The sequence below is a fragment of the Microbacterium enclense genome (assembly GCA_038182865.1).
Lineage (GTDB): Bacteria > Actinomycetota > Actinomycetes > Actinomycetales > Microbacteriaceae > Microbacterium > Microbacterium enclense_B.
This window is the reverse complement of sequence record CP116226.1, coordinates 72,198-96,170: the sequence shown is the minus strand read 5'-3', so window position 1 is coordinate 96,170 and position 23,973 is coordinate 72,198. Positions and strand designations below refer to the sequence as shown.

Annotated in this window: 16 protein-coding genes; 10 read left to right on the top strand and 6 right to left on the bottom strand. The window is 72.2% G+C overall.

The window, feature by feature from the left end:
* The first annotated feature begins 123 nt into the window (after positions 1-123).
* Entirely contained in the window at positions 124-1,578 is a 1,455-nt protein-coding gene (locus PIR02_00470; GenBank protein ID WZH37149.1) for a GuaB1 family IMP dehydrogenase-related protein, read from the top strand.
* Here the strand turns inward: PIR02_00470 and PIR02_00465 are convergent.
* The gene (locus tag PIR02_00465; GenBank protein ID WZH37148.1) at positions 1,568-2,599 is read right to left on the bottom strand and encodes a glycoside hydrolase family 76 protein; all 1,032 of its coding nucleotides are present in this window, start codon (positions 2,597-2,599) and stop codon (positions 1,568-1,570) included. The two genes, PIR02_00470 and PIR02_00465, sit on opposite strands and share 11 nt — an antisense overlap.
* A gap of 161 nt (positions 2,600-2,760) precedes the next feature.
* Here PIR02_00465 and PIR02_00460 point away from each other — a divergent pair, with 161 nt between their 5' ends.
* Positions 2,761-4,104, top strand: coding sequence for a hemolysin family protein (locus PIR02_00460; protein WZH37147.1), 1,344 nt, complete (start codon positions 2,761-2,763; stop codon positions 4,102-4,104).
* Entirely contained in the window at positions 4,101-5,156 is a 1,056-nt protein-coding gene (locus tag PIR02_00455) for a hemolysin family protein (protein WZH37146.1), read from the top strand. The genes PIR02_00460 and PIR02_00455 overlap by 4 nt, the downstream gene beginning before the upstream one ends.
* Before the next feature lie 202 nt (positions 5,157-5,358).
* Here the strand turns inward: PIR02_00455 and PIR02_00450 are convergent, their stop codons facing one another.
* Positions 5,359-6,417 (bottom strand): NADH:flavin oxidoreductase/NADH oxidase, encoded by a 1,059-nt coding sequence (locus tag PIR02_00450; protein ID WZH37145.1) that lies wholly within the window; start codon positions 6,415-6,417, stop codon positions 5,359-5,361.
* A gap of 43 nt (positions 6,418-6,460) precedes the next feature.
* On the opposite strand from PIR02_00450, the gene PIR02_00445 reads away from it, so the two are divergent.
* The 4 genes from PIR02_00445 to PIR02_00430 all read left to right on the top strand — a co-directional run bounded on the left by PIR02_00445 (position 6,461) and on the right by PIR02_00430 (position 11,145).
* Positions 6,461-7,318: an NAD(P)H-hydrate dehydratase gene (locus PIR02_00445; protein ID WZH37144.1), complete on the top strand. Its 858-nt coding sequence runs from the start codon at positions 6,461-6,463 to the stop codon at positions 7,316-7,318.
* Between the two features lie 85 nt (positions 7,319-7,403).
* Positions 7,404-8,708, top strand: coding sequence for a hypothetical protein (locus PIR02_00440; protein ID WZH37143.1), 1,305 nt, complete (start codon positions 7,404-7,406; stop codon positions 8,706-8,708).
* Positions 8,709-8,717: 9 nt separating this feature from the next.
* Complete coding sequence (locus PIR02_00435) at positions 8,718-9,047, top strand: thiamine-binding protein (protein ID WZH37142.1); 330 nt, start codon at positions 8,718-8,720, stop codon at positions 9,045-9,047.
* Positions 9,048-9,168: 121 nt separating this feature from the next.
* Positions 9,169-11,145: a protein kinase gene (locus PIR02_00430; GenBank protein ID WZH37141.1), complete on the top strand. Its 1,977-nt coding sequence runs from the start codon at positions 9,169-9,171 to the stop codon at positions 11,143-11,145.
* A 59-nt stretch (positions 11,146-11,204) separates the two neighbouring features.
* Here PIR02_00430 and PIR02_00425 read toward each other — a convergent pair whose 3' ends face one another.
* The 3 genes from PIR02_00425 to PIR02_00415 are packed head-to-tail and all read right to left on the bottom strand — an operon-like array spanning position 11,205 to position 19,607.
* Positions 11,205-15,488 carry an FtsK/SpoIIIE domain-containing protein gene (locus PIR02_00425; GenBank protein ID WZH37140.1) on the bottom strand — a complete coding sequence of 1,428 codons (4,284 nt, stop codon included), beginning with the start codon at positions 15,486-15,488 and terminating at the stop codon, positions 11,205-11,207.
* A gap of 19 nt (positions 15,489-15,507) precedes the next feature.
* The gene (locus PIR02_00420) at positions 15,508-16,773 is read right to left on the bottom strand and encodes an ABC transporter substrate-binding protein (GenBank protein ID WZH37139.1); all 1,266 of its coding nucleotides are present in this window, start codon (positions 16,771-16,773) and stop codon (positions 15,508-15,510) included.
* Complete coding sequence (locus tag PIR02_00415; GenBank protein WZH37138.1) at positions 16,770-19,607, bottom strand: hypothetical protein; 2,838 nt, start codon at positions 19,605-19,607, stop codon at positions 16,770-16,772. Before PIR02_00415 ends, PIR02_00420 begins: the two co-directional genes overlap by 4 nt.
* A gap of 157 nt (positions 19,608-19,764) precedes the next feature.
* Between PIR02_00415 and PIR02_00410 the strand changes: the two genes are divergently transcribed.
* Positions 19,765-21,045 (top strand): MFS transporter, encoded by a 1,281-nt coding sequence (locus PIR02_00410; GenBank protein WZH37137.1) that lies wholly within the window; start codon positions 19,765-19,767, stop codon positions 21,043-21,045.
* Between the two features lie 211 nt (positions 21,046-21,256).
* Here the strand turns inward: PIR02_00410 and PIR02_00405 are convergent, their stop codons facing one another.
* Positions 21,257-22,462 (bottom strand): homoserine O-acetyltransferase, encoded by a 1,206-nt coding sequence (locus PIR02_00405; protein WZH37136.1) that lies wholly within the window; start codon positions 22,460-22,462, stop codon positions 21,257-21,259.
* Between the two features lie 275 nt (positions 22,463-22,737).
* On the opposite strand from PIR02_00405, the gene PIR02_00400 reads away from it, so the two are divergent.
* Together PIR02_00400 and PIR02_00395 are read left to right on the top strand one after the other, a co-directional pair.
* Positions 22,738-22,932 carry a DUF4259 domain-containing protein gene (locus PIR02_00400; protein WZH37135.1) on the top strand — a complete coding sequence of 65 codons (195 nt, stop codon included), beginning with the start codon at positions 22,738-22,740 and terminating at the stop codon, positions 22,930-22,932.
* Between the two features lie 52 nt (positions 22,933-22,984).
* Positions 22,985-23,683 (top strand): SDR family oxidoreductase, encoded by a 699-nt coding sequence (locus PIR02_00395; protein WZH37134.1) that lies wholly within the window; start codon positions 22,985-22,987, stop codon positions 23,681-23,683.
* The last annotated feature ends 290 nt before the right edge of the window (positions 23,684-23,973 follow it).

Genomic DNA, 23,973 nt, shown 5'->3' with positions numbered 1-23,973 from the left:
TCCTCGATGAAGATTCCTGTGGAATGCACGCGACGTCGCCGTCACGCACTCTCTCAACCCTAGCCGAGGATCCTGGACGGCTTCCGGGTCTTTACATTCCGTTGATGTGGTGAGGTGGATGCCATGGAGTTCTCCGGTGCTCAGCCCGACGTCGATCTGACCTACTCGGACGTGTTCCTCGTTCCGCGTCATTCGGAGGTGCGCAGCCGCCTCGACGTGGACCTCGCGCCGGGCGACGGCAGCGGCGCGACCATCCCGCTCGTCTCGGCCAACATGAACTCGGTCACCGGGACACGTCTGGCGGCCACCCTCGCACGCCGTGGTGGACTCGGCGTCCTCCCGCAGGACATGTCCCTGCCCCGCCTGATCGAGGCGGTCGGGTGGGTCAAGGCTCAGCCGGTCGCGTGGGACGCGGCTCTCGTCCTGCCGCCTTCCGCGACGGTGGCGGATGCGCGTCTCACCCTCCCGCCTGTCTCCGGTCGGGGCATCGTGGTCGCCGAGCAGCGCGAGGACGGCACGGTCGCCCTGGCGGACTTCCGCGGGATCGTCCCCGCCCCGCGGCTCGCGACGGCGCTCCCGGATGCCACGCTCGGCGACATCGCCCGCACCGACGCCCCGCTGGTCGACGCCGCGCGGGTCGGAGATCCGCGGGAGGTTTTCGCCCTGGTCGGCGACGCCGACATCGTCGCCGTGGTGGACGGCGACCGGGTCGTGGGGACCCTCTCGGCCCGGAGCGCTCTGCGCGACTCCGTCTACCGTCCGGCGGTCGACGCCGAAGGACGGCTGATCGTGGCCGCTGCCGTCGGCGTCAACGGCGATGTCGCCGGCAAGGCACGCGCTCTGGCCGCCGCGGGTGTCGACGTCCTGGTCGTCGACACCGCGCACGGCCACCAGGCCCAGATGCTGCGCGCGTTGCGCGAGGTCGCGGCGCTCGATCTCGGCATCCCCATCGCCGCCGGAAACGTCGTCACCGCGGAGGGGGTACGCGATCTGACCGACGCGGGCGCGTCGATCCTCAAGGTCGGGGTGGGCCCGGGAGCGATGTGCACGACGCGCATGATGACCGCGGTCGGACGTCCGCAGTTCTCGGCGGTCCTGGAGACGGCCGAGGCCGCGCGGGCTGCCGGAGCACACGTGTGGGCGGACGGCGGGGTGCGCTACCCGCGCGACGTCGCGCTCGCGCTCGCCGCGGGCGCGGCATCCGTGATGGTCGGCTCGTGGTTCGCCGGGACGATCGAATCGCCCGGACGCCTCCGTGCCGATGAGGGGGGCCGGATCTACAAGGAGTCGTGGGGCATGGCCTCCACCAAGGCGGTGCAGGGCCGGTTCGGTCGGCTCGACCCGTTCGAGCGTGCGCGCAAAGAGCTGTTCGCGGAGGGGATCTCGTCGTCGCGGATCTACCTCGATCCGCAGCGGCCGGGCTTGGAAGACCTGCTCGACATGATCACGTCGGGCGTGCGCTCCTCGTTCACCTACGCGGGCGCGGCGACCGTGGCCGAGTTCCACGAACGCGCACGGGTCGGCCTGCAGTCGGCCGCGGGGTACGAAGAAGGAAAAGCGCTGTCCGTCAGTTGGTGACCTCCGACGCCGCCACGTCGGCTTCGAGCGTGATCCACGCGCCGAGCTGCACCGACAGGTCGAGATCGACGCCCTCGGCGCGCGCCGCGCGGCGCGGGTCGGCGGGGAAGAGACCGCCGCGACGGTTCATCCACAGTGCCTCGGCGTTGACGTGCACGAGACGCCGCGCCGTGCGGGACACCGCGCGATGGGTCTCGTTCGTCTCGTCGCCGCCGAACCACACGGCCGCTTCGGCGAGGTAGCGGGCGAGGATCCCGGCGAAGAGCCCGCCGTCTCCGCCGCCCGCGGCGGGGAACAGCCCGCCGTCCGGGGCGCACCAACGCTCGACGGCTTCCACGAGGGCGGCGACCCGTGCTTCGTGGGTCTCTCGACCGTCGGCGTCGGGCGCGGCTTCAGCCAGGGCCAGGGCCGACCCGATCGCGACCCCCTGGTTGTAGGTCCACAGATCGGGGCGGACCACGCCGTTCTCGATACCGTCGCGCACCAGGCCGGTCGCGGGATCGTCCAGGGTCGAGGCGACCCACGCATCGAGGGCGATCGCCGTCCCCCGGTGCGCGGTCCATGCCAGGGCGATCGCCGCGGGGGAGTTGGCGGGGGCGTTGTAGAGGGAGCTTCCGACGGCCCAGGGCAGTGCCCCGACGGCCCGGTCGACGGCGTCGTCGAGCCGGCGCGTGAGCTTCTCGAGTCGCCGGTCGCCGAGGTCGTAGCGCTGCAGCGCCAGGGTCATCCACGCGACGTCGTCGTAGAACGGGGTGGTCCAGCGCCCGAGCGTGCGAAGGGTGATCCCGCGGTGCAGTGCGCGCAGGAGGCGTCCTCGGCGCGGGTCGGGCCTGTGGTGCTGCGCATCTCGGAGGACGTGGAGCAGGTGCGCGTGCCACCAGTAGTGCCAGGTCCGGGCGCCCGGAGCCCCGGGGGTCGACGCGTGCGCCCACGCCACCGGTCCGTATCGGTGGACGAAGCGGCGCACGACGGCGGACTCGGCGGACATGGCACGCTTCTGCGCCGGGGAACGGGCATCCATCCCTTCATCCTGCCCGCGGAACCGATACGGCCGAACCGGGCGCGAGGGGGGCGGGGCTGCCCTAGAATCGTCCGCACGATGGACGACCCTCCCAGTTGTAGACCCGAGCCCCAACGACCCCCCTCCGCCGCCGATCTCCGATCGAGCGGAGGTGATGACTGATGGACTACGTCATGCTGGGCGTGGGGCTGCTGCTCACGGTGGGAACCGGCCTCTTCGTCGCGAGTGAGTTCGCGCTGGTCAACCTCGATCGCGCCGATCTCGAAGCCCGACGCGAGGCGGGCGAGTCCCGTCTGTCGCTGACGATCGATGCGTTGCGCATCACCTCGACGCACCTGTCGAGCGCGCAGCTGGGCATCACGCTGACGACGCTCCTCACCGGTTACACGATGGAGCCGGCGATCTCGAACCTGCTGCGACCGGTCTTCGCCTCGTGGGGGTTGCCCGAGGCGGTGACCGTGACGATCGCCGCCATCATCGGCGTGGGCTTCGCGACGGTGCTGTCCATGATCCTCGGTGAGCTCGTCCCGAAGAACTTCGCCCTCGCCATTCCGCGACAGACGGCGAAGCTCGTCATGCCTTTCCAGGTCGCGTTCACCGCCGTGTTCAAACCCGCCATCGTCGTGCTCAACGGCAGCGCCAACGGCGTGCTGCGCGCCGTGGGGGTCGAACCCAAGGAAGAGCTGTCGGGTGCGAGGTCGGCCGAGGAGCTGTCGAGCCTCGTGAAGCGCTCCGCGAGCGCCGGCATGCTCGAGAAGGACACCGCGTCGCTGCTGGACCGCAGTCTGACGTTCGCGCGTCTGAGCGCCGCCGACGTCATGACCCCGCGCCCGAGTGTGCACGCGCTCGCCGCCGGCGACCCCGCCGACGACGTCGTGCAGCTGGCCCGGCGCACCGGGCACAGCCGCTTCCCCGTGTACGGCGAGTCGATGGACGACATCGTCGGTGTCGTGCATCTCAAGGCCGCGATCGGCGTTCCCCGCGAGAAGCGCGGCGAGGTGCCCGTCGCGGCCCTCGCGACCGAACCCCTGCGCGTGCCCGAGACGGTGCACCTCGACGCGCTCGTGTCGGAACTCCGCTCGCGCGGTTACCAGATGGCCATCGTCGTGGACGAGTACGGCGGGACGGCGGGGATTGTGACCCTGGAGGACCTCGTCGAGGAGATCGTCGGTGAGGTCCTCGACGAACACGACCGCTCGCGTGCGGGCGTCGTGCGCACCGCTGTCTCGCTGACCTTCCCCGGCGACCTCCGCCCCGACGAGGTGCTCGACCGGGCGGGCGTCCGCGTGCCCGAGGGCGAGGCCTACGACACCGTGGGCGGGTTCATCATGGCCGAGCTCGAGAAGATCCCCGCGGTGGGCGACTCCGTGGAGATCGAGGACGGCGTGTTGACCGTGAACCGGATGGACGGTCGCCGCGTCGACCGCGTGCAGTACGTCGCCACCCCCGTGGAGGAGAACATCGACGACCTCGTGCGCGCGGCGAAGGGAGGTGACCAGCGATGAGCGATTGGGCAGGACTCGCCTGGTTGGTCGTGCTTCTCGTCGCCAACGCCTTCTTCGTCGGCGCGGAGTTCGCCGTCATCTCGGCGCGCCGCTCGCAGGTGGAGCCGCTCGCCGACCGCGGTTCGCGGGCCGCCAAGACCGCTCTGTACGCCATGGAGCACGCGACCCTCATGCTGGCGACGTGCCAGCTGGGCATCACGATCTGTTCGCTGCTGATCCTGAACGTCTCGGAGCCGGCGATCCACCACCTGCTCGCCGAGCCGCTCGGATTGACGGGCCTGTCGGAGACGGCCGTCGACGTCGTCGCGTTCGTCGTGGCGCTGCTCGTGGTGTCGTACCTGCACGTCGTGTTCGGCGAGATGGTGCCGAAGAACCTCGCGTTCTCGCTCCCCGACCGCGCGGTGCTCATGCTCGCTCCGCCGCTCGTGGCGGTGTCGAAGGCGTTCCACCCGATCATCGTCGCGCTGAACTGGACCGCCAACCACGTGCTGCGACTGTTCCGGGTCGAGCCGAAGGATGAGGCGGCGTCCACCTTCACCCTCGATGAGGTCGCGACGATCGTGAACCAGTCCCGGCGCGAGGGGGTGCTCGACGACTCCGCCGGCACTGTCACGGCGGTCGTGGAGTTCACCGAGAAGAAGGCCGCCGACATCGCCGTGCCGATGGCCGAGCTCGTCACTCTCCCCGAGACGACCACGCCCGGCGAGATCGAGCGGGCGGTAGCGCAGCACGGCTACTCCCGCTACGTGATCGTGGACGACGAGGGGCACCCCACCGGTTACGTGCACCTGAAGGACGTGCTGCGCGCGGCCGACGGGTCGAGTGCCGACATGGCGCGTCCCATCCCGAGCAAGCGCATCCACCACATGGTGTCGGTGCTCGAGACGACCGACCTCGAGGACGCTCTCGCCCTCATGCGCCGCTCGGGTCGTCACCTGGCCCAGGTGCGCGACGACGCGGGCGACGTGCGCGCCGTCCTCTTCCTCGAAGACGTCATCGAGGAGCTGGTCGGCGAGGTGCAGGACGCCACCGCGCGTCGCCGTTTCGTCTGAGCGCAGAACACCGGATGCCACGGGGCCTCGGCCTCGCGGCATCCGGTGTTCCGCGCGTCGGGGAGGGCCGCGCGAGATCACACGATCCCGCCCACATCACACGGCCGGGCCCGCGCGGAGCGTGTGCTCTCGGCGGGATCGTGTGATCTCGGGACCGGTGCGGGCGCGGCGCGGCCGGTGCGGGCGCGGCGGGCGGCCGTGGTCAGTACGCGCGGACGTACTGCGCGGGGGCGGGGGTGGGGTCGCCGAGGGTCGCCGCCGCACGCAGCGCGTAGTGCGGGTCGCGGAGCCACTCGCGGGCGGACAGGATCGCGTCGGCGCGGCCGTCCGCCAGGATCTGCTCCCCGAAGGTCGGGTCGTCGATCATGCCGACGGCGGCGACCAGGAGTCCGGTCTCGCGACGCACGGTCGCGGCGTAATCGACCTGGTACCCCGGGCCGGGGACGATGCGCTGCTCGGGCACGAGCCCGCCGCTGGAGACGTCGATGAGGTCGGCGCCCGCGGCGGCGACCCGGCGGGACGCGGCGACGGTGTCGGCCACGTCCCACCCGCCCTCGGCGGCGTCGGTCGCCGAGAACCGCACGAAGACGGCGGCGCCGGGAGCCGCGGCGCGGACGGCCTCGGTCACGCGCACGACGAGGCGGACGCGGTTCTCGAGCGACCCGCCGTACTCGTCGTCGCGGTGGTTCGTCAGCGGCGAGAGGAACTGGTGCAGCAGGTACCCGTGAGCGGCGTGGACCTCGATGACCTCGAACCCGGCCGCGACGGCGCGGCGAGCGGCATCCGCGAAATCGGCGACGACTTTCTCGATGCCCGCCGCGTCCAGCGCCACCGGTGCGGCGAAGGCGTCGTATGCGAGCGCCGAGGGCGCCACCGTCGTCCACCCGCCGTCCGCCGGCGACACGCTGCCGCGGCCTCCGGTGAGCGGCGACGTGGTCGAGGCCTTGCGCCCCGCGTGGCCGAGCTGCACGCCCGCGACGGATCCGCGCGCGCGGATCGCCGCGACGATCGGCGCCCAGGCCTCGACCTGCGCGTCGTTCCAGAGACCGACGTCGTCCGGCGAGATGCGCCCCTCGGCAGAGACCGCGGTCGCCTCGGCGATCACGAGGCCCGCCCCACCCGCCGCGAACTGCGCGAGGTGCACGTGGTGCCAGTCGTTCGGCATCCCGTCGGTCGCGCTGTATTGGCACATGGGCGAGACCCACAGGCGGTTGCGCATCTCGATACCGCGGACGGACAGGGGTGTGAAGAGGGAGCTCACGACGGACCTTTGCGTTCTCAGGTGGCCGTCTAGTCTGGCGATCATGACGGCGAAGGATTGGACCGGGCGGGATGTCGCCCGCACTCTGCGGAGACCAACGGCGAGTGACGACAAGTATTCCCGGGGAGTGGTGGGCATCCGCACCGGATCTGCGCGATACCCGGGCGCCGCGGTGCTCGGTGTCGAAGCGGCTTGGCGCACCGGGACGGGCATGGTCCGCTACCTGGGCCCCGAGCGCGCGCAGGATCTCGTGCTGCAGCGCCGTCCCGAGACGGTGACCGCCGACGGTCGCGTGCAGGCGTGGGTGATGGGGTCGGGAACGGACGCCGCCGAGCGCGATGCCCGCGAGACGGCGGCGCTGCGCGGCATCCTGGGCGGAGAGCTCCCCGTCGTCGTCGACGCGGGAGCACTCGATCTCATCGTCGGGGCGACCGCCCCGGTCATCGTGACCCCGCATGCGCGGGAACTCGACCGGCTGCGCTCCGATCTCGGACTGCCGACGGCGGATGCCACCGATGACGACGCGCGCGAGGGTGCGGCGCTCGAGACGGCCGCCGCCTTCGGAGGCGTGGTGCTCCTGAAAGGGGCGGTGACGATCGTCGCCACCGCGGACGGGTGGGTGCGGCGGGTCGACGCGGGGACGCCGTGGTTGGCGACGGCAGGGACCGGCGACGTCCTCGCGGGGGTGCTCGGTGCCGTGGCGGCGGGATCCGTCGCCGCCGGGCGCGACGGCGTCGACGACCTCGCCGCGTGTGCGGCCTCCGCGGCCTGGCTGCACGGAGCGGCCGGGCGCGCGGCATCCGCGGTCCACGGGGGAGAGGGCGGACCGGTCGCGGCCCTCGACGTCGCCGACGCGCTGCCGGGCGTGGTGGCCGGGGTGCTGTCGGACTCGATCGCGTAACGGTTCCGGCGACGCACGCCGTGCGGGCGCGGGCGAGGGACCCGCCCGTCCGGGCCGCTCGGGGTCGCCCGCTTAGGATGAGGCGGTGTTGAGGCGTGTCGTTCCCCTGTTGATCGCGTTCGTCGCCGTGCACGTCACCGTGGCGATCCTGGGCTATCAGCAGCCCAACGAGCCCATGGGCGACGTGTACCTGGTGTACGAACCCTGGTCGCGCTGCGCGCTGTTCGGGGGCGTCGACGTCACGTCGTGCACCCGCTCCGCCACGTGGGAGTGGCCCGGCATCACCGAGAAGTGGATCTACCCGCAGCTCGCCTTCCTCCCGATGACGTTCGCGTGGGTGTTCGCGTGGGCGATCACCTACACCCCGGCGTGGGCGCTCACGGTGGCACTGGCCGACCTCGTCGCCTTCGTCATCCTCGTCGGCAACGGCCGCTCGCGCGGTCGCGTCCTCGCGGCGTGGTTCTGGCTGGCGGCGATCCTGCTCATCGGTCCCGTCGGGCTGTACCGCATCGACGGGATCACCGTGCCGTTCGCGATCCTCGGTGGCATCTGGCTCGTTCGGCGGCCGTTCCTGGCATCCGTGCTCCTGTCCATCGCGGTGTGGATGAAGGTGTGGCCCGCCGCGATCCTGGCCGCCGGCCTCATCGCCGTGCGTCGACGCCTCGCCCTGGTGTGGGGCGCCGTCGCGGTGTCGCTCGCGACCGTCATCCCCGTCGTGGCGCTGGGCGGTGCGGCCTACGTGCTGGGCTTCGTGGGCGACCAGACCTCGCGCGGCATCCAGATGGAAGCGCCGGTGGGCGGGCTCTACATGATCCTTGCGTCGCTGTACGTGCCGGGGTCGGAGGTCTACTACGACGGCAGCGTGCTCACCTTCCAGGTCACGGGCCCCGGGGTCGAGCCGCTGATCGCGATCATGACCCCCCTGATGCTGCTCGTCATGGCCGGAGTCGCGGTCGTCGGGGCGCGCAAGCTCTGGGCCGGAGCGACGTTCGTCGCCCTGTTCCCGCCGCTCTCGCTGGCTCTGGTCACCGCGTTCATCGCATTGAACAAGGTCGGCTCGCCGCAATACTACGTCTGGGTGTTCGCCCCCGTCGTGCTGGGTCTGATGATCGATCGCCGGCGCTGGTACGGTCTCGCCGCTCTCACCCTCGTGATCGCCGGCCTCACGCAGTGGATGTACCCCCTGGTCTATGACGGCCTCATGGCGACGCACCCCGCTCCTTTCCCGGTGTTCCTGCTGGAGCTGCGCAACGTGCTCGCGCTCGTGCTGATGGTCTGGGCGATCGTGCGGGTCGTCCGGGTGCCGGTCGGCCGCGTCGCGCGCCCCGCCGATCTGCGCGAACTGGTGACCGGTCGACGCACGCCCGCGGTCGCGGCCGCGGCGGACTAGCCTCGACTCATGCTCGTCGCCTTCTCCGTCGCCCCCTCCGGCACCGGCCGCCTGTCCGCCGAGAACCCCGACGCGTCGGTGCACGACGCCGTGGCCGCCGCCGTCGCGATCGTCCGGGCGTCCGGACTGCCCCACCGCACGACCTCGATGTTCACGGAGATCGAGGGGGAGTGGGACGAGGTCTTCGCCGTCGTCAAGCGTGCCACCGATGCGGTTCTTCCCTACGGCTCGCGGGTGTCGCTCGTGCTCAAGGCCGACATCCGGCCGGGGCACACGGGCGAGATCGACGGCAAGATCGAGCGCCTCGAGCGGGCGATCGACGACGCCGCCGGGGAGTGACTCCGACCCGGGTCTCGCGCGGGCGCGCCGTGGTGCGTGCCGTGTCGAGCAGCGTCGCGCAAGCGGCGTGATCGCCGCGCGCGGCCCGATAAATTGGGACAGGGAGAGCGGGGGGGGTCGGGTGGAACCGGAGATCGGTGAGGCGCTGGGAGCCTCGTACCGTTTCGTCGACCGGATCGGATCCGGTGCCGCGGGCGAGGTCTGGCGCGTCCGCGACGTGCGTGACGAGTCGATGCGCGCCGCGAAGATCCTTCGCCGCGAGCACGCGCAGGATGCCGAGCTCGTCGAGCGCTTCATCCGCGAGCGCACCGTGCTCACGCGGCTGCGCCACCCCCACGTGGTCGCCGTGCGCGACCTCGTGGTCGAGGGCGAGCGGCTCGCGATCGTCATGGACCTCGTCGAGGGCGGAAGCCTCCGAGACGCCCTCGACGCCCACGGCACGCTCTCTCCCGCCGACGCCGTCGCGGTGACCGCGACCGTTCTCGACGCCCTGGCCGCCGCACACGCCATCGGCACCGTGCACCGTGACATCAAGCCCGACAACGTCCTCCTCGCCCGCGACCCCGCGACCGACGACGAGGCCACCGACACGGCCGATCCCGGGGCCGCGGTGCGCGTGGTCGACTTCGGCATCGCGCGCGTGATCGACGAGCGCCGTCGCTCGACGACCGCGATCATCGGCACGCCCGAGTACATGTCGCCCGAACTGGTCACGGTCGGCGAGGCCGGACCTCCCAGCGACGTCTACGCCACCGGCATCCTGCTGTACGAGCTCCTGTCCGGGCGCACGCCGTTCGCGGGGCCCGGAACCGACTTCACCGTCGCGTACCGGCATGTGAGCGCCGAGGTCCCGCGCCTCGACGTCACCGACGATCTGTGGCGGGTCCTGCACCGCCTCCTCGAGAAGGCGCCGACGGAACGTCCCTCCGCGGCAGAGGCCGCCGAGAGCCTGCGTCGACTGCGCGCGTCCGTCGCGGACCTGCCCGCCCTCACCCCGCTCGCCGCGCCGACCGACTTCGCCGAGGCCGAGCGTCCGGCCACGGTGCTGCGCGGAGTGGCTCCCCCGACGCCGGAACCGGTCGCGGTCGCCGCCGACGAGCCCGCCCCGGATCTCGGTGCCGCGGGGCAGGCGACGGTCCTCCGGCCGATGCCGCGGCGCGAGGCACCGGCGCCCGTCGAGCCCGCCGCGGCCGGCAAGACGTCACCGTGGACCCGGATGCCGCGCGGTCGCGTTCTCTGGATCGCCGGAGCCGCGGTGGTCGCGGTGGCCGCGGTCGGCGCGTTCTTCCTGCTCCGCCCGTCCGCCGGAGAGGCGGCGCCCGCCACGGCCGGCCCCGTCGTGACGGCGAGCCAGCAGGACCGCGCGCTGCCCACGGGACTCACCGTCAGCCGCTCGGTCAGCTACGACCCGGCGAAGCGGATCGCGACCGTCACGATCGAGTACGGCGCCCAGAACGCCCCCCTCGGCGGACCGTTCCTCGAGGTGCTCCCGGGGGCCGCGGAGTCGGACGCCTGCCCGGCCGCCACCTGGGCGGACGCGACGGTCACCCGCAATCAGGCGAGCGTGACCGGCATCTCCGTCCCGTGCGGATGGAGCGTCGAGGGCCTCGACGTCCCGGCGCAGGATGCCGTCACCGTCACGGCCCAGGTCTCGATCGCCCTCGACGGCCAGGAGGCGGTCGACGCGTGGCTCAAATCCGCGGCCGCGGCGACCTCCGAAGCCGTCTCCGACTCCGAGGTGTCCGGTGCCGCGTACCCGGTCCAGCGTCTGCGCGACATCCAGGTGACGACGCCCTCGCGCACGGTCGGCGGGACGGCGCTGCCGGTCACGCTGCTGCCCGTGTGGCCGAGCGGAGCCGACCCGGTGAACCCGCTGTTCACGAGCCCGTCGGTGGGAGAGGCGAGCACGATGCTCGACGCGGTCGCCGGCGGCACGAGCGGCGTGCGCTTCAGCGACGGGTGCGCCGGAGCGTTGACCGTCTCGTCGGACGGCCTCGTCGTCACGGCGCTGTCGGTCGCCCCCGATTGCACGGTGCGGGCCCGGGTCGGCAACTTCACCGACCTCGTCAGCCCGCCGTTCGGCATCACGACGCGCTGAGGGGTGCGGGGCTCGGTCTCACCGGGCCTGGTCGTCGTCGCAGCGCGCCACGACCCGCGTCAGCCCGCGGGGACAGCGACCGAGGGACCGGCCGCCTGGACGAAGCGCGCCGCGCCCGCGACGCACGCGTAGCCGCGTCCCGTCGTCACGGCCACGGGGGCGCGACGGGGGAGCGTGACCCCCAGCAGGTCGCCGTCGTAGTCCACGTCGGGCTGCAACAGCACTCCACAGCGCGACTTGCGCAGGGTCTTCGTCCACCCCGAGTACTGCGCGCGGAGGTCGGCGGATCGGCCCGCCGCGATCACCAGCACGTGCGGGTTCGTCATCGTGAGGAGCCCCGCGAGCGACTGATCCGCATCGTCGAACGACTCCGCGTCATCGACGAGGATCACGACCGGCCCGGTCTCGAGACGGACGGATGCCACGAGCGCCGGGAGGTCGTCGGCCCCTACGACCACTCGGTCGAGGTCGGCCGTGGCCAACGGCGAGCGTCGACCGCAGACACCCCACACGGCCACGGGGGCCGTGGCATCCGGAGTCGTCCGAAGGGCCTGCGCGATCGCGAGGAGGAGGGTCGACTTGCCCGAGCGCGCCGGTCCGGCCACGAGGACGTGCTCGCCCTCGTACACCTCGAGGAAGGCGGGGGCGAGGTCGGTCTCGGCGATGCCGATGGGAAGGCGCCAGGGCTCGGCGCTCAGGTCGGCTGCGACACCGAGATCGGCGACGCCGACCTGCTCGGGGAGGCGCCCGACCACGGGGGCCTTGGCGGGCGCGTCGGCGTAGGTCGCCCGCACGCTCGCAACGGCCGCGACCAGTTCACCGGCGGGCGTGGCGACGTGCGCCTGACGTGCCGATTCGGCGAGGACGCACCGACCCGGGACGGACGCGGGGGCGTCCTTCGGGCGCAGGCCCGCTGAGGTGTAGTCGTAGGGGTCGGCGAGGCGGAACATCCACTTCTGAGTGGTGACCTCGTCGATCGCCGAGGGAACGGCCTTCGCCCGCGTGGTCGACACCGCGAAATGCAGGCCCAGCTCGGGTCCGTCGGCGTACGCGCGGTACAGCCCGTCGAGGAGCTGCTGGCCCTCATGATCCTGGAACTCGTCGCGCAGCGCCGCCAGGCCGTCGATGAGGACGATCGCACGGCGGCGCTGACCCTCATCGGCGCGACGGCGTTCCAGCTCGGCGCGGAGGTGCCGGAGGAACCGCGCCTGCTGCTCACGTGCGCCCGCCCCGGCGCCGACGTACGCGACGGTGTGGGGGAGGTCGGCGAGGGGTGCCAGATCGCGCGCTCCGGCGTCGAGGACGAGGATGTCGAGGTCGTCGGGGTGCGTCGTGGATGCCAGGGTGAGGGCGATCGACGACAGCGCGGTGCTCGTGCCACTGCCCGGGATGCCGACGGCGAGGAGGTTTCCCCGCGAGAGGTTCCACCCGGCGGGGACCTGGCGCTGGCTGTCGGGTTCGTCGGCGAGGGCGAAGCGCACGTCCGCGCCCTCGACGCCGCCCACGGCGGGGACACCGGTGTCGGCGGGATCGTCGGCGAACCCCGCGAGCGGCACACGGGCACCGAGGGCCTCGGGCCAGACGGGCCGGGGGGCGGGGATCCCCGCCTCGTCGGCCGCGGCGCGGATCGCGTCGATCACGACGTCGAGGTCGGTCGCCGACTCGTCGACCACGGTCGTACGGCCCGCCGGAGCCACCCCGGCGAACGTGACCGGCTGCAACTCGACCGCTTCGACGACCGCGCGCTCGGACTGCCCGGTGACGAGGGCCGTCTGCACGGGCGCGATGTCGTCCTGCCCACGCTTGATGTAGGCGCGACCGCGCTGGGCCCGGCCGATCGCCGAGGCCGCGGGGACGCCGATGACGTTGATCGAGTCGTCACGGCTCTGCACGCGCAGGGCGACGCGCAGGTTCGTGTTCGCCAGGATGTCGTCGTTGACGACGCCGGCGGGGCGTTGCGTCGCCAAGATCATGTGGACGCCGAGGGTGCGGCCGACGGCCGCGACGCTCACGAGCGAGGAGAGGACGTCGGGGAAGTCCTTCGCCAGCATCGCGAACTCGTCGACCACCAGCAGAAGGCGCGGCATCGGTTCGGCCGGCTTGGTCGCCAGGTAGGCGTCGAGGTTGTCGACGCCCTCACCCGCGGCGGCGAAGATGCGCTGACGCCGGCGCATCTCGGCTTCGAGGGAGCGGAGCGCGCGGTCCGCCAGCTGCTCGTCGAGGTTGCTGATCGTGCCGATCGTGTGCGGCAGCCGCTCGCACGCGGTGAAGGCGGCACCGCCCTTGAAGTCGATGAGGATGAAGCTCAAGCGCGTGGGGTCGTTGCGCAGGGCGAGGCCCGCGACGAGCGAGCGCAGGAACTCGCTCTTGCCCGACCCGGTCGTGCCTCCGACGAGGCCGTGCGGGCCGTCGTGGACGAGGTCGAGTTCCATCGTCCCGCCCTCGCCGGTGCCGATCGGCGCGGTGATGCCACGAGCGTTAGCCCACAGCTCGCGAACGGACGTCGCCGTCACCTCGTCGATGCCGAGCAGAGGAGGAAGACGAACGAGTCCCGGCAGAGCTGCGCCGGGGACGACCAGCTCGGGGTCGTCGAAGCGCGCGACGTCTCGGGCGCCGGCGGCGGCGGTGTCGACGTCGATGCCCGCGAGGATGACGTCGTCGACCGTCACGAGGTCTCCCGGACGGGTGACCGTCGCCGCGGCATCCGGGGCGACCCGCACCACGACGGTGCAGGCGGCGGGGAGCTGCTCCTCGGAGGACGCGATGACGATGCCCGAGACCTGCACGCCCTGCCGGTCGCGCGAAAGCGTGGTCGCCCCGTCGGGGCGGCCGTGGCCGAGGAGCTCTCGGGCGGGGGCGTTACGGCCCTCGGTGAGCACGTCGGAGTCGAGCACGAGCAGGGCGGCGGCGGTCGGCAGATCGTGGATGCCGTCGCGCAGACCGCGCAGCAGGTCGGTGCTGCGTTCGCGGTTGTCGGACATCCACCGCTCCTGGGTGCCGGTGCCCTGGCGGCGGGTGTGCGGGAGCCAGCCCGCCCACGCCCAGTCGGGGGAGCGACCCGCGTCGCAGAACACGCCCACCGTGAGGTCGGCGGGGCCGACGTGGATGCCGGCCTGGACGACGAGACTCCGCGCCAGGGCGAGAGCGCCGTCGCGGTCGCCCACGATGCCCACCACGCCCCCGGCCGTCAGGTCGATCTCGACCGGGGCTGCGGGGATCGCGGCGGTGTCGAAGATCTCGCGCACCTCGTCGGCGAGCCGCGACCCGGCCCGCTCGTCGATCGCGGGACGCCACGGGACGTCGCCGATCCCGGCGTGCAGCGCGAGAAGGTCGGAAGAGCCCGCCCGCCGCTGCCAGAGCGTGGTGGCGGGCAGGGCCGCGCGGCGCAGCGTCGTCGCCGGATCCGGGATGGCATCCATCCGCCGGCGCTTCTCGGCCTGGCCCGCCGTGGCGATGTCGTCGCGCAGCGTCTGCAGAGCCTGCGTGAAACGTTCGTCTTCTTCTTTGACGTTCTTGGTGTAGCGACGCTTCTGCTCGAACCACATGCCGACGCCGAGGATCGGGCTGAGCGCGGCGAACAGCGCGTACCGCGCGTCGCCGAGGATCAGCACCATCGCGAAGGCCAGGACGAGTGGAGCCGCCACCGTGATGATGCTGAATTTCGATGCCGGGGGCACGTCTTTGCGCGTCGGCGGGGTGATGGGGTCGGGCTCGGGCGGGCGTCCGGGACGCGGGGGCCGGTTGAAGGGCGCCGTGGCGGCCGGGGTGATGTTGTGCAGCGAGCCGGGCTCGGGGGCGGCCGCCTCTTCGATCGACGGGCGCAACAGGACCGTGGCGCCTCCCGCGGTGATCACGGCGGGTCCGTCGACGACGGTCCCCTCCTCGTCGGTGGCCGTACCGTCGATGAGGGTGCCGTTCGTCGACCCCCGGTCGCTGACTCGCAGGTCGTCGTCGGCACGCGTCGCGGAGAAGTGCTCCCACGACGCGCTCGTGGTGGGCAGGATGACGTCGGCGTGCGGCGAACGACCCGCGACGAGCGCGCGCCCGCGCGGGACGTCGACGACGGGCCCGGCCTGCAGGCCACCCGCGAGCGTCGCCGTCCAGTCCGCGGCGGGCTTCGGGCGCCGGGTCTCCGAGAGGGCGATCCGCGTTCCCTCCAGCAGCAGCAGCTCGCTCAGCACGGTGGATGCCGGATACCGCTGCGCGTCGACCGCGACGAGGGTGTCGGGCGCGAGCTCGCGCCCGGTCGCCGCCTCGACGAGCTCTGCCAGGGTCGCCTGGCTGCGGTGACGGGCGAGGTCCACCACCTGCTCGTCATCGTCGATCGCGATCAGCAGACGCATCGGGGGCCTCCGGGGAGAGTCAGCCGGCCTGTCCGGCGAACCACACCAAGGGCGCCGTGGTACCGGAGGGAAGGGGGCGCAGACCCAGGTTCTGATCGGCCGAGTACAGGGGCGCGATCGCGGGGACGAGTGCCATGGGCTGGGCGCCGTCGAGAGCGGGACCGGCGATGCCGTCGACCGCGTCGACCTTCAGGGTCTTCAGCGCGGTCGCGACCTCGGCGGGCTCCGTGCTGTTCGCGGAGGCGGCGGCGAGGGCCAGCAGAACCGTGGCGTCGTGGCTGCGCGAGTCGGCCACGGCGGCCACCGAGGAGAAGGAGCGGTCCTCGAACAACGTCGTCGTCGAGGAGTCGTCGGCCACGACACGGACACCCGCGAGGAACGCCGACATCGCGCGCCCGTCGACGTCGGACGAGAGGGCGACGGTGTCGTCCCACCCCGCGCCGACCGTGGTCAGCTCGGTCGAGAGCGTGCCGCCGGCGGCGACCAGAGCCTCCGAGAACGCGGGAGCGGTGGCCTCGGGGGTCACGACGATCGGCAGATCGGCGTCGTCGGTCTGAAGGAGCTGGACGACACTCGCCTGCGTCGAGGCGGGACCGTTGATCACCACCGCGTCGAGAGGGCGCGACTCGCGCGCGGCCGCGATGGCGGAGCGGAAGGCGGCCACGTCGCCTCCGGCCGCGAAAGGCACGATCGCGGCGGGGGAGAAGCCCGTCGGGGTGCCGTAGCCCGCGTCGACGAGCAGGACCGAGCTCGCGCCGCCGAGAGCCGTGGGGAGCGCTTCGCTGATGGCATCCGTCGTCGGGCCCGTCAGCCACACGCCGTCGCCGGCGAGAGCGCCGTCGGTCGCGTACGGCAGGACGGCGGGCACGCCCGCGGAACGGGCGACCTCGACGGCGCCGCCGACGTGGGTTCCGCTGGTCGCCACGACGATGCCCGCGGCCCCGTCGTCGACCAGCTGCTGGGCGGCCGCGCGCGCACCGTCGGGGGTGCCCTTGTCGTCGACGGCCCGCACGGTGACCTCGTGGACACCGAGGGCCAGGCGCTTCGCGGCGACGATCGCGCCGTTGGCGGCGTCCTTCCACTCCGACCCCTCGCCCGGGGTGGACGACAGCGAGACGATCACGCCGATGGTCAGGTCGTCCGGGACGGATGCCGAGATGGCCACCGGGATCGAGCCGACGGCTTGCGCTTCGGTCGGGCGGGTCAACGACCAGGTCGTGAACCCGGCCGCGACGAGGACGACCGCCGCACCGGTGGCGATGAGGGCGGTGGTGCGACGCTTCACTTGCCGTCTCCGATCCGGAACGTGTACACCGTCTGCGTCGCGGCTCCGGCGGGAGCCTCGATGTGGAACGGGGGCAGCTTCGAACCGGCTTCGAGCGACGCCTGGGTCTGTGCCTGCTGGAGCAGGATGCCGGCGACGTCTTCGGAGCGCACGTTGGCGTAGCCCTGCGCCTGCTGAGCGGCGAGCGCCAGCTGCACGTCGGCCGTGTCGACCTTGGCGGCGCTGGTGACCATCGAGCCGAGGAGCCCCGATCCGTTGACCTGCCGGTCACCCAGGTCGAGCAGGACCTTGTTCAGGTCGGCCTGCAGCAGCGACGAGGCGCCGTCGGTGTCACGCGTCGCGGCACCGATGCTCGAGGAGATCGACGACAGCGACGACAGGGTCTGCGCCGACACGCTCTGGGAGATCGCGTCGCCCGCGGCGGCGAGATCGTCGCGCTGGGACTGCACGGTCTCCTTGCCGCTCTCCGCGATCTCGGTCGAGGTCGAGGTCAGACCCGCGACGGAACGGTCGAACATGGCGCCGATGGTGGCGGCATCCGTCTTCCCCCGGGCCGAGATCACCCGGACCTGCTCCTCGATGAGCGCCGAGACCTTCTCCGCCGCTTCGTCGTCGGCGTTCGCGAACGCGCGTTCGATGCTCGGGCCGAGGCCGTCCTGCTGCTTCTTCAGGGCGCTGATCCGCTGGTTCAGCTGGTCGCGGTCGCCGGCCAGGGCGTCGGTCGACTCGGTGAGCGCGGTGACGAGGTCGGTGAGGTTCTGGTCTCCGCCGGAAGCGGCGGAACCGATCCGCCCGATCGCCTCGCGCACGGCCGACGTCTGCGCGAGCAGGCCGGTCACCGCGGTGCCGAGCTCCCCGGTGGGCTGGGTCTTCTCGGCGACGCTCGCCCAGGCGTCCGTGTCGGACTTCAGGCGATCGAGCAGAGGGGCGGAGTAACCCGAGGGGGTCGTCAACCGTCCGCCCTCGCACCCTTCCGAGGTGAGGAAGGAGCGCAGGCGATCGACCTGCGCGAGGGTCGGGCCGCCGATGATGACGGGCGGCACGCTCGCCTTGTCACCGCTGTCGTCACCGTCGTCCGGGTCGGGGCTCGTGCTCGGCTCGGGCTTCGGATCGCCGCCGCCCCCGCCGGGCGGGGTCCAGTCGTCGTCGGGGGCCAGCGAGCAGATCTCGTCCGCGAGGCGGGTCGCCTGTTCGCGAATCGATCCGCGGGTGTACGGATCGCCGAGTTCCGCGCGGGCGTCTCGGGCGATCTGGTTGACGCCCGACAGCGCGGACGACAGGGAGCCGAGCGATCCCGACAGGGTGTCGAGTGCGGCGCCAACCTCGGTGAGCGACTGCGGGACGGACCCATCGGGAAGGCCATCCGAGACCTTCTTCGTCGCAGCGCGCACGGCTTCGACGGCGGCCGAGGTCTGGTCGAACTGGGTGACGACCGACGACATCAGCTCGGGCTTGAGCGAGTCGACGAGTTCGCGCCCGTCGACCACCAGCTGAGCGAGGGTCGCGTTCACCTCGCCCTGAGCGCTGAAGAGCGCGCACGTTGTCGAGGGGCTCTGGCAGGTCTCGGCGCTGGGTGCGTCGGGTCCGATGGTCTGACGCAGAGCGCTCTGCACTTCACCCTTGCACTCGTCGGCGGCCGAGGCGTAGTTGTCGAGCTCGAGGGCAAGACGCTGGATGTTCGCGTAGATCGTGTTCGCCTCCCCCGGGATGGTGGAGGTCGCCGCGCAGCCGCTTCCCGTCTGGATCGACGGGGGCGGCGGGGCGGTCGTGTCGCCGAGCATCCCGTCGACCGCGGCGAGGGCGCTGGTCAACTGCGAGAGGACCGCCGAGTTGGTTCCGTTCACCGTGGTCGACAGGTCGGTCTGCAGGGCATTGAGCTGAGCGGTGAGCCCGCGCATCGAGGTGCCGAGCGAGGTTGTGCTGTCGGAGAGCTCGCGCGCCGTGCGCACGCCGAGGGTGTCGGCCGTGCTCTCGAGGTTCGTGCGCACCTCGGTGATGGTGGTGCCCGCGCGCCCGAGGACCTCATTGACCGCCGCCACGACCTCGATCGTGCGGCGCTGGAGGGCCAGCTGCGAGGTCGGGTCGTCGTTGAAGGCGGCATCCAGGACCCCGCCGAGCGAGGCGTCGGTGGAGATCCCCGGCTGCACCGCGATGTCGAAGGCCGGGACGGAGAAGTCGTCGACGTCGGCGACGAGGGTCAGCGTGCTGCTGGCGCGTCCGGACGGCGGGGCGAGGAGCGAGGCCCATTGGACGACCGCGTCGCCCTCGTCGGACCGGCTGAGCACGCCGTTGGTCACGGCGGCGTCGGTGTCGGAGTCGATGACGACCCGGCTCGGGGCCACTCCGCCGAGGACGGTCGAGGCGGCGATGGTCAGCGGGGCACCGACCAGGGCCTCCCGCGTCCGCGACTGGCCGGCCGCGTCGTAGGTGAGCTGCTGCGGCTTGACCGTGAGGTTCTCGACCGTGACATCGATCTCGACGCGTCCCGAGTAGCCCGCGAGGTCGCTCAGGTCGGTGCCGCTGGAGTCGGTCGTGCGGTACGAGGTCCGGATGCGCACGGGGATGTCGTCGGCGACATCGGCCGGCGTGAACGTCGCGGACTCGCTGCTGGTCTCGGACGGCGAACTGCCGATCGCGATCGTGGTCGACTCGACGCTCCGGATGGCGGCGTCGGTCGTGACGCCGACCGCGACCGACTGCAGCAGACGCGTCGGCGTGATCTCCGCCTCACCGTTGGTGCAGGCCGTGACCGTGACGAGCGCCGCCACGGCGAGCATGGCTGCGAGCGCCCGCGGAAGCGCGCGACGAGTTCCTGTTGATTTCCCCGATGACATCCGTCCCCCTTGAGCACCGTCCGGTCGTCGCGGTTGATCGTAGTCGACGCCGTCGACATCGCTGGATTCGAAGGCGGATCTTGACATCCGGGACACGTCGCGCTTCGCGTTCTCGAAACGATTCGACAGTGCCTTGCGCGCCCATTACGATCGACGGGTGACCTCTTCGACGACCTCGAGAGGTGCGGCGATGCGGGCGCTCCTTTCTCTCGCCATCGGCAGTTTCGGCATCGGCATGACCGAGTTCGTGGTGATGGGCCTTCTGCCCAACATCGCGCGAGAACTCGTGCCCACCGTCTGGGCGGCGTCTCCCGACGACGCGATCGCGCAGGCCGGCTGGCTCGTCTCGCTGTACGCCCTCGGTGTGGTCATCGGGGCGCCGACGATCGCGGGGTCGGTCGCCCGCTTCCCCCGGCACCGCGTGATGATCGTGCTCGCGGCGGCGCTGGCGTTCTTCACGCTGTTGACCGTGATCGCGCCGACGTTCGAGCTCGTCGCCGTCTCGCGATTCCTCGCCGGACTCCCGCACGGCGCGTACTTCGGCATCGGGGCGCTCGTCGCCGCCGACGCTCTGGGTCCCGGCAACCGCGCGAAGGGTGTCGCCTTCGTCCTCACGGGTCTCACGATCGCGAACGTCGTCGGCGTACCGCTGGGCACGCTCCTGGGCCAGCAGGTCGGCTGGCGCGCGGCCTTCGCCGTGGTGACCGGAATCTTCCTGCTCGCCACGATCTGCATCGCGTTGTTCGTGCCGAAGCATCCCGGCTCGCCCGGTCGCCGCCTGCGCGACGAGCTCCGGGTGTTCCGCATCGGCCAGGTGTGGTTCGCGCTCGGCATCGGCGCCGTCGGCTTCGGCGGGTTCTTCGCGATGTACAGCTACATCGCCCCGATGATCACCGACGTCGCCGGACAGCCCGAGTGGGCCGTGTCGCTGGTGCTGGTGCTCGTCGGCGTCGGCATGACGATCGGCAACGTGGTCGGCGGCACCCTGGCCGACAAAGACCTGCGGTTCTGGCTGCGGGCCGGTCTCCTCGCGCTCGGTGTCGCCTCGGTCGGCCTCGCTCTCACCGCGGGCTGGATCGTGAGCCTCACGCTCTTCGCCTTCCTCGTCGCCTTCTGCGGTGCGGCCCTGAGCCCCGGCATCCAGACCCGCCTGATGGACGTCGCCGAAGACAACCAGTCCATCGCCGCCGCGCTGAACCACTCGGCGCTGAACATCGGTAACAGCCTGGGGGCATTCCTCGGCGGTCTCGCGATCGCCGCGGGCCTCGGTCTCGTGGCGCCGGCGTGGGTGGGGGCCGTGCTGGCGCTGGGCGGACTCGTCGTCGCCTTCGTGGCGTATCGCGTCGAGGACCGCTCCGGTCGTCATCCCGAGCACCGGATGCCGGCGGCCGAGGCCGCGCGCACCGCGATCACCGGTTCGATCCCGACCCAGGGCTGACGCGCCGCCTGCGCCGCTGTGCCCCCCGCTGAGTGTCCAGAACACCCGGAAGCTGCTCGCGCCACGTCCGGGTGTTCTGGACACTCGACGTGCTCGTGGGCGCCCGGCCTCGCCCGCGCACCGAGTCTGAGGTGTGCGACGCGCGCAGCGGGCGCGCGGCAGAGCGAACCGGGAGGGCGACGGATGCCAGGCCTCCTGGCATCCGCAACCGTCAGGTCGCGAGGAGACGGCGGAGGTGGTGCGCGACGGCGGCGGTCTCGATGAGGAAGCCGTCGTGACCGAAGTCGCTGGAGAGCACGACCGCCTCGTCGCCGTCGAGGGTGTGCGGGATGCCCCGGGCGATGCGGTGCTGTCCGTCGATGGGGAAGAGACGGTCGCTGTCGATTCCCAGGACGAGCGTCGTCGCGGTGACGCGGCGGAGCGCGTCTTCGACCCCGTCGCGATCGCGGCCCACATCGTGGGAGTTCATCGCCTCGACGAGCGTGAGATAGCTGTTCGCATCGAAACGACGCGTGAACTTGTTGCCGTGGAAGTCGAGATACGACTCGACCGCGAACCGCCCGCCGCGCCCGAGGGGGCTCACTCCCGACTGCCACGACCGCTGGAAGCGTTGGTTGAGTTCGGTGGGGCTGCGGTAGTTCAGCAGCGCCATGCGGCGAGCCAGCGCGAGTCCGCGGTGCGGACCGTCGCCGTCACCGGAGTCGTAATACTCGCCGGCGGCGAAGCGGGGATCCATGCGGATCGTGTCGAGCTGCACCGAGTTGAGGGCGATCTGGTCGGCGGTGGTGATCGGCGGCGCCGACAGGATCGCCGCGCGCTGGACGCGATCGGGGTGTCCGACCGCCCATTCCAGGGCGTGCATTCCGCCCATCGACCCGCCGATGACCGCGGCCCACCGGCCGATGCCGAGAGCGTCGGCCAGCTGTGCCTGGGCGCGCACCTGATCGCGGATCGTCAGGTACGGGAACCGCGATGCCCACTCGTACCCGTCGGGCGCAATGCTGGCGGGTCCCGTGGAGCCCTGGCATCCGCCGAGCATGTTGGGAGCGACGACGAACCACCGGTCGGTGTCGATCGCGGCCCCCGGGCCCACGAGATCGCTCCACCAGCCGGCCGTCGGGTGGCCGGGGCCGGCGGCGCCGCGCACGTGGCTGTCGCCGGTGAGGGCGTGCAGGATCAGCACGGCGTTGTCGCGTGCGGGGGAGAGCTCGCCCCAGGATTCGTACGCGAGACGGAACGCGGGAAGGGACTCGCCGTTCTCCGTCGCGAACGGGCCGAAGGCGGCGAAACGGCGGTCGCCGACGGGGTCGCCGTCGCGCCAGGCGCCGGTCGCGGGCGGCCGGCCGAGCAGCGAACGGGCATCGGCCTCCGTGATCGGCGCCGAGGGCACCGTGTCTTCGGAGATCTGCCAGTCCATGGCATCCATTCTCTCCGGTCCGGTCGGGCCTGACCGGAGTGTTACGGCGATGTCGGAGGCGCGGTCTACGATGCGGCGTATGGGTACGTGGAGCGCAGAACCGTTCGGGAACGACAGCGCCGCCGACTGGGCGTACGAGCTCGACGACGCGGGTGATTGGTCGCTCGTGAGCGAGGCGCTGCACGTCGCGGCCGAGGCCGCGCCGTCCGAGCTCGACTCCGACGACGCGGTGACGGCGATCGCCGCGGCGGAGGTCGTGGCGCGCTCTGGGCCGGGTGCCGGACTCCGCCGAGAGCGTGGAGGCTTTCGTCGGGCGGGTGTCGCCCCCGTCGCCCGAGCTGGTGGCGCTCGCCGTGTCGGCGCTCGCTGTCGCGACATCCGACGAGGGCGAACTCGCCGATCTGTGGGAAGACGACCCCGACTGGCTCGCCGAGAACGAGAAGCTGCGCGCGGCGCTCACCACCGGCTGACGGCGTTGTCCAGCCCCCGCTCGCCCGTGGCGGCGGCGGGGATGATCGCCGCATGGCGACCTTCCTCCTCATCGCGGCCTCGAGCGACATCGGGCGTGCGACCACGACGCGACTGCGCGATGCGGGGCACCGCGTCCTGACGGCGGCCCGCGACTCTTCGGTCATCGACCCGGATTTCGTCTTGGATGCCACCGACTTCGACGCCGTCGATCGCGTGGTGCGCGAGGCGGGTCCGGTCGACGGCATCGCGGTGTTCGCGGGATCGATGCTTCTCAAACCCGCGCATCTGACCTCGCGCGAGCAGTACGACGGGCTGATCGCGGCGTCGCTCACCACGGCCTTCGCGGCGGTCCGGGCGGCCGGCGCGCACATGCGCCACGGGGGCGCGGTCGTGCTCGTCTCGTCGGCGGCGGCTCTGGCCGGGTTGCCGAACCACGACGCGATCGCCGCCGCGAAAGCCGGCGTGATCGGTCTGACGCTGTCGGCGGCGGCGAGCTACGCCGCGCGCGCCCTGCGCGTCAACGCTGTCGCCCCGGGGCTGGTGCAGACGCGGCTGACCGCCAAGCTGACCTCGAGCGACACCTCGCGCACGGTCTCCGAGGCGATGCACCCGCTCGGGCGGCTCGGCGAGCCCGACGACGTGGCTCGCGCGATCGAGTTCCTGCTCTCACCAGAGAACGCGTGGATGACCGGGCAGGTGCTGGGCGTCGACGGGGGACTGGGCAGCCTCCGCCCACGGCAGAAGATCTAGCGAACGACTCCGGGGAGCCTGGGGAGGATGTCACGGCCTCCGGCGTATCCTCCGGGAATCCGCCCGCTTCGGCGCTCGCGCGGGCGCGGGCGCGGGGTGAGTGGAGGGCGCGGGCGCGGGTGCGGGCGCGGGCCGGGGTGTGGGGCAAGTGGAGGCGGCGGGCTCGGGCGCGGGGTGAGTGGAGGATCAGGGGCGGAGGGAGGACGCCTCCGCGTCGAGGGTGCTCCCTTCGTCCCTGATCCTCCGCTCGTCACGGCCCCACGCCCACGAACGCGAAACGCCCCGACGCA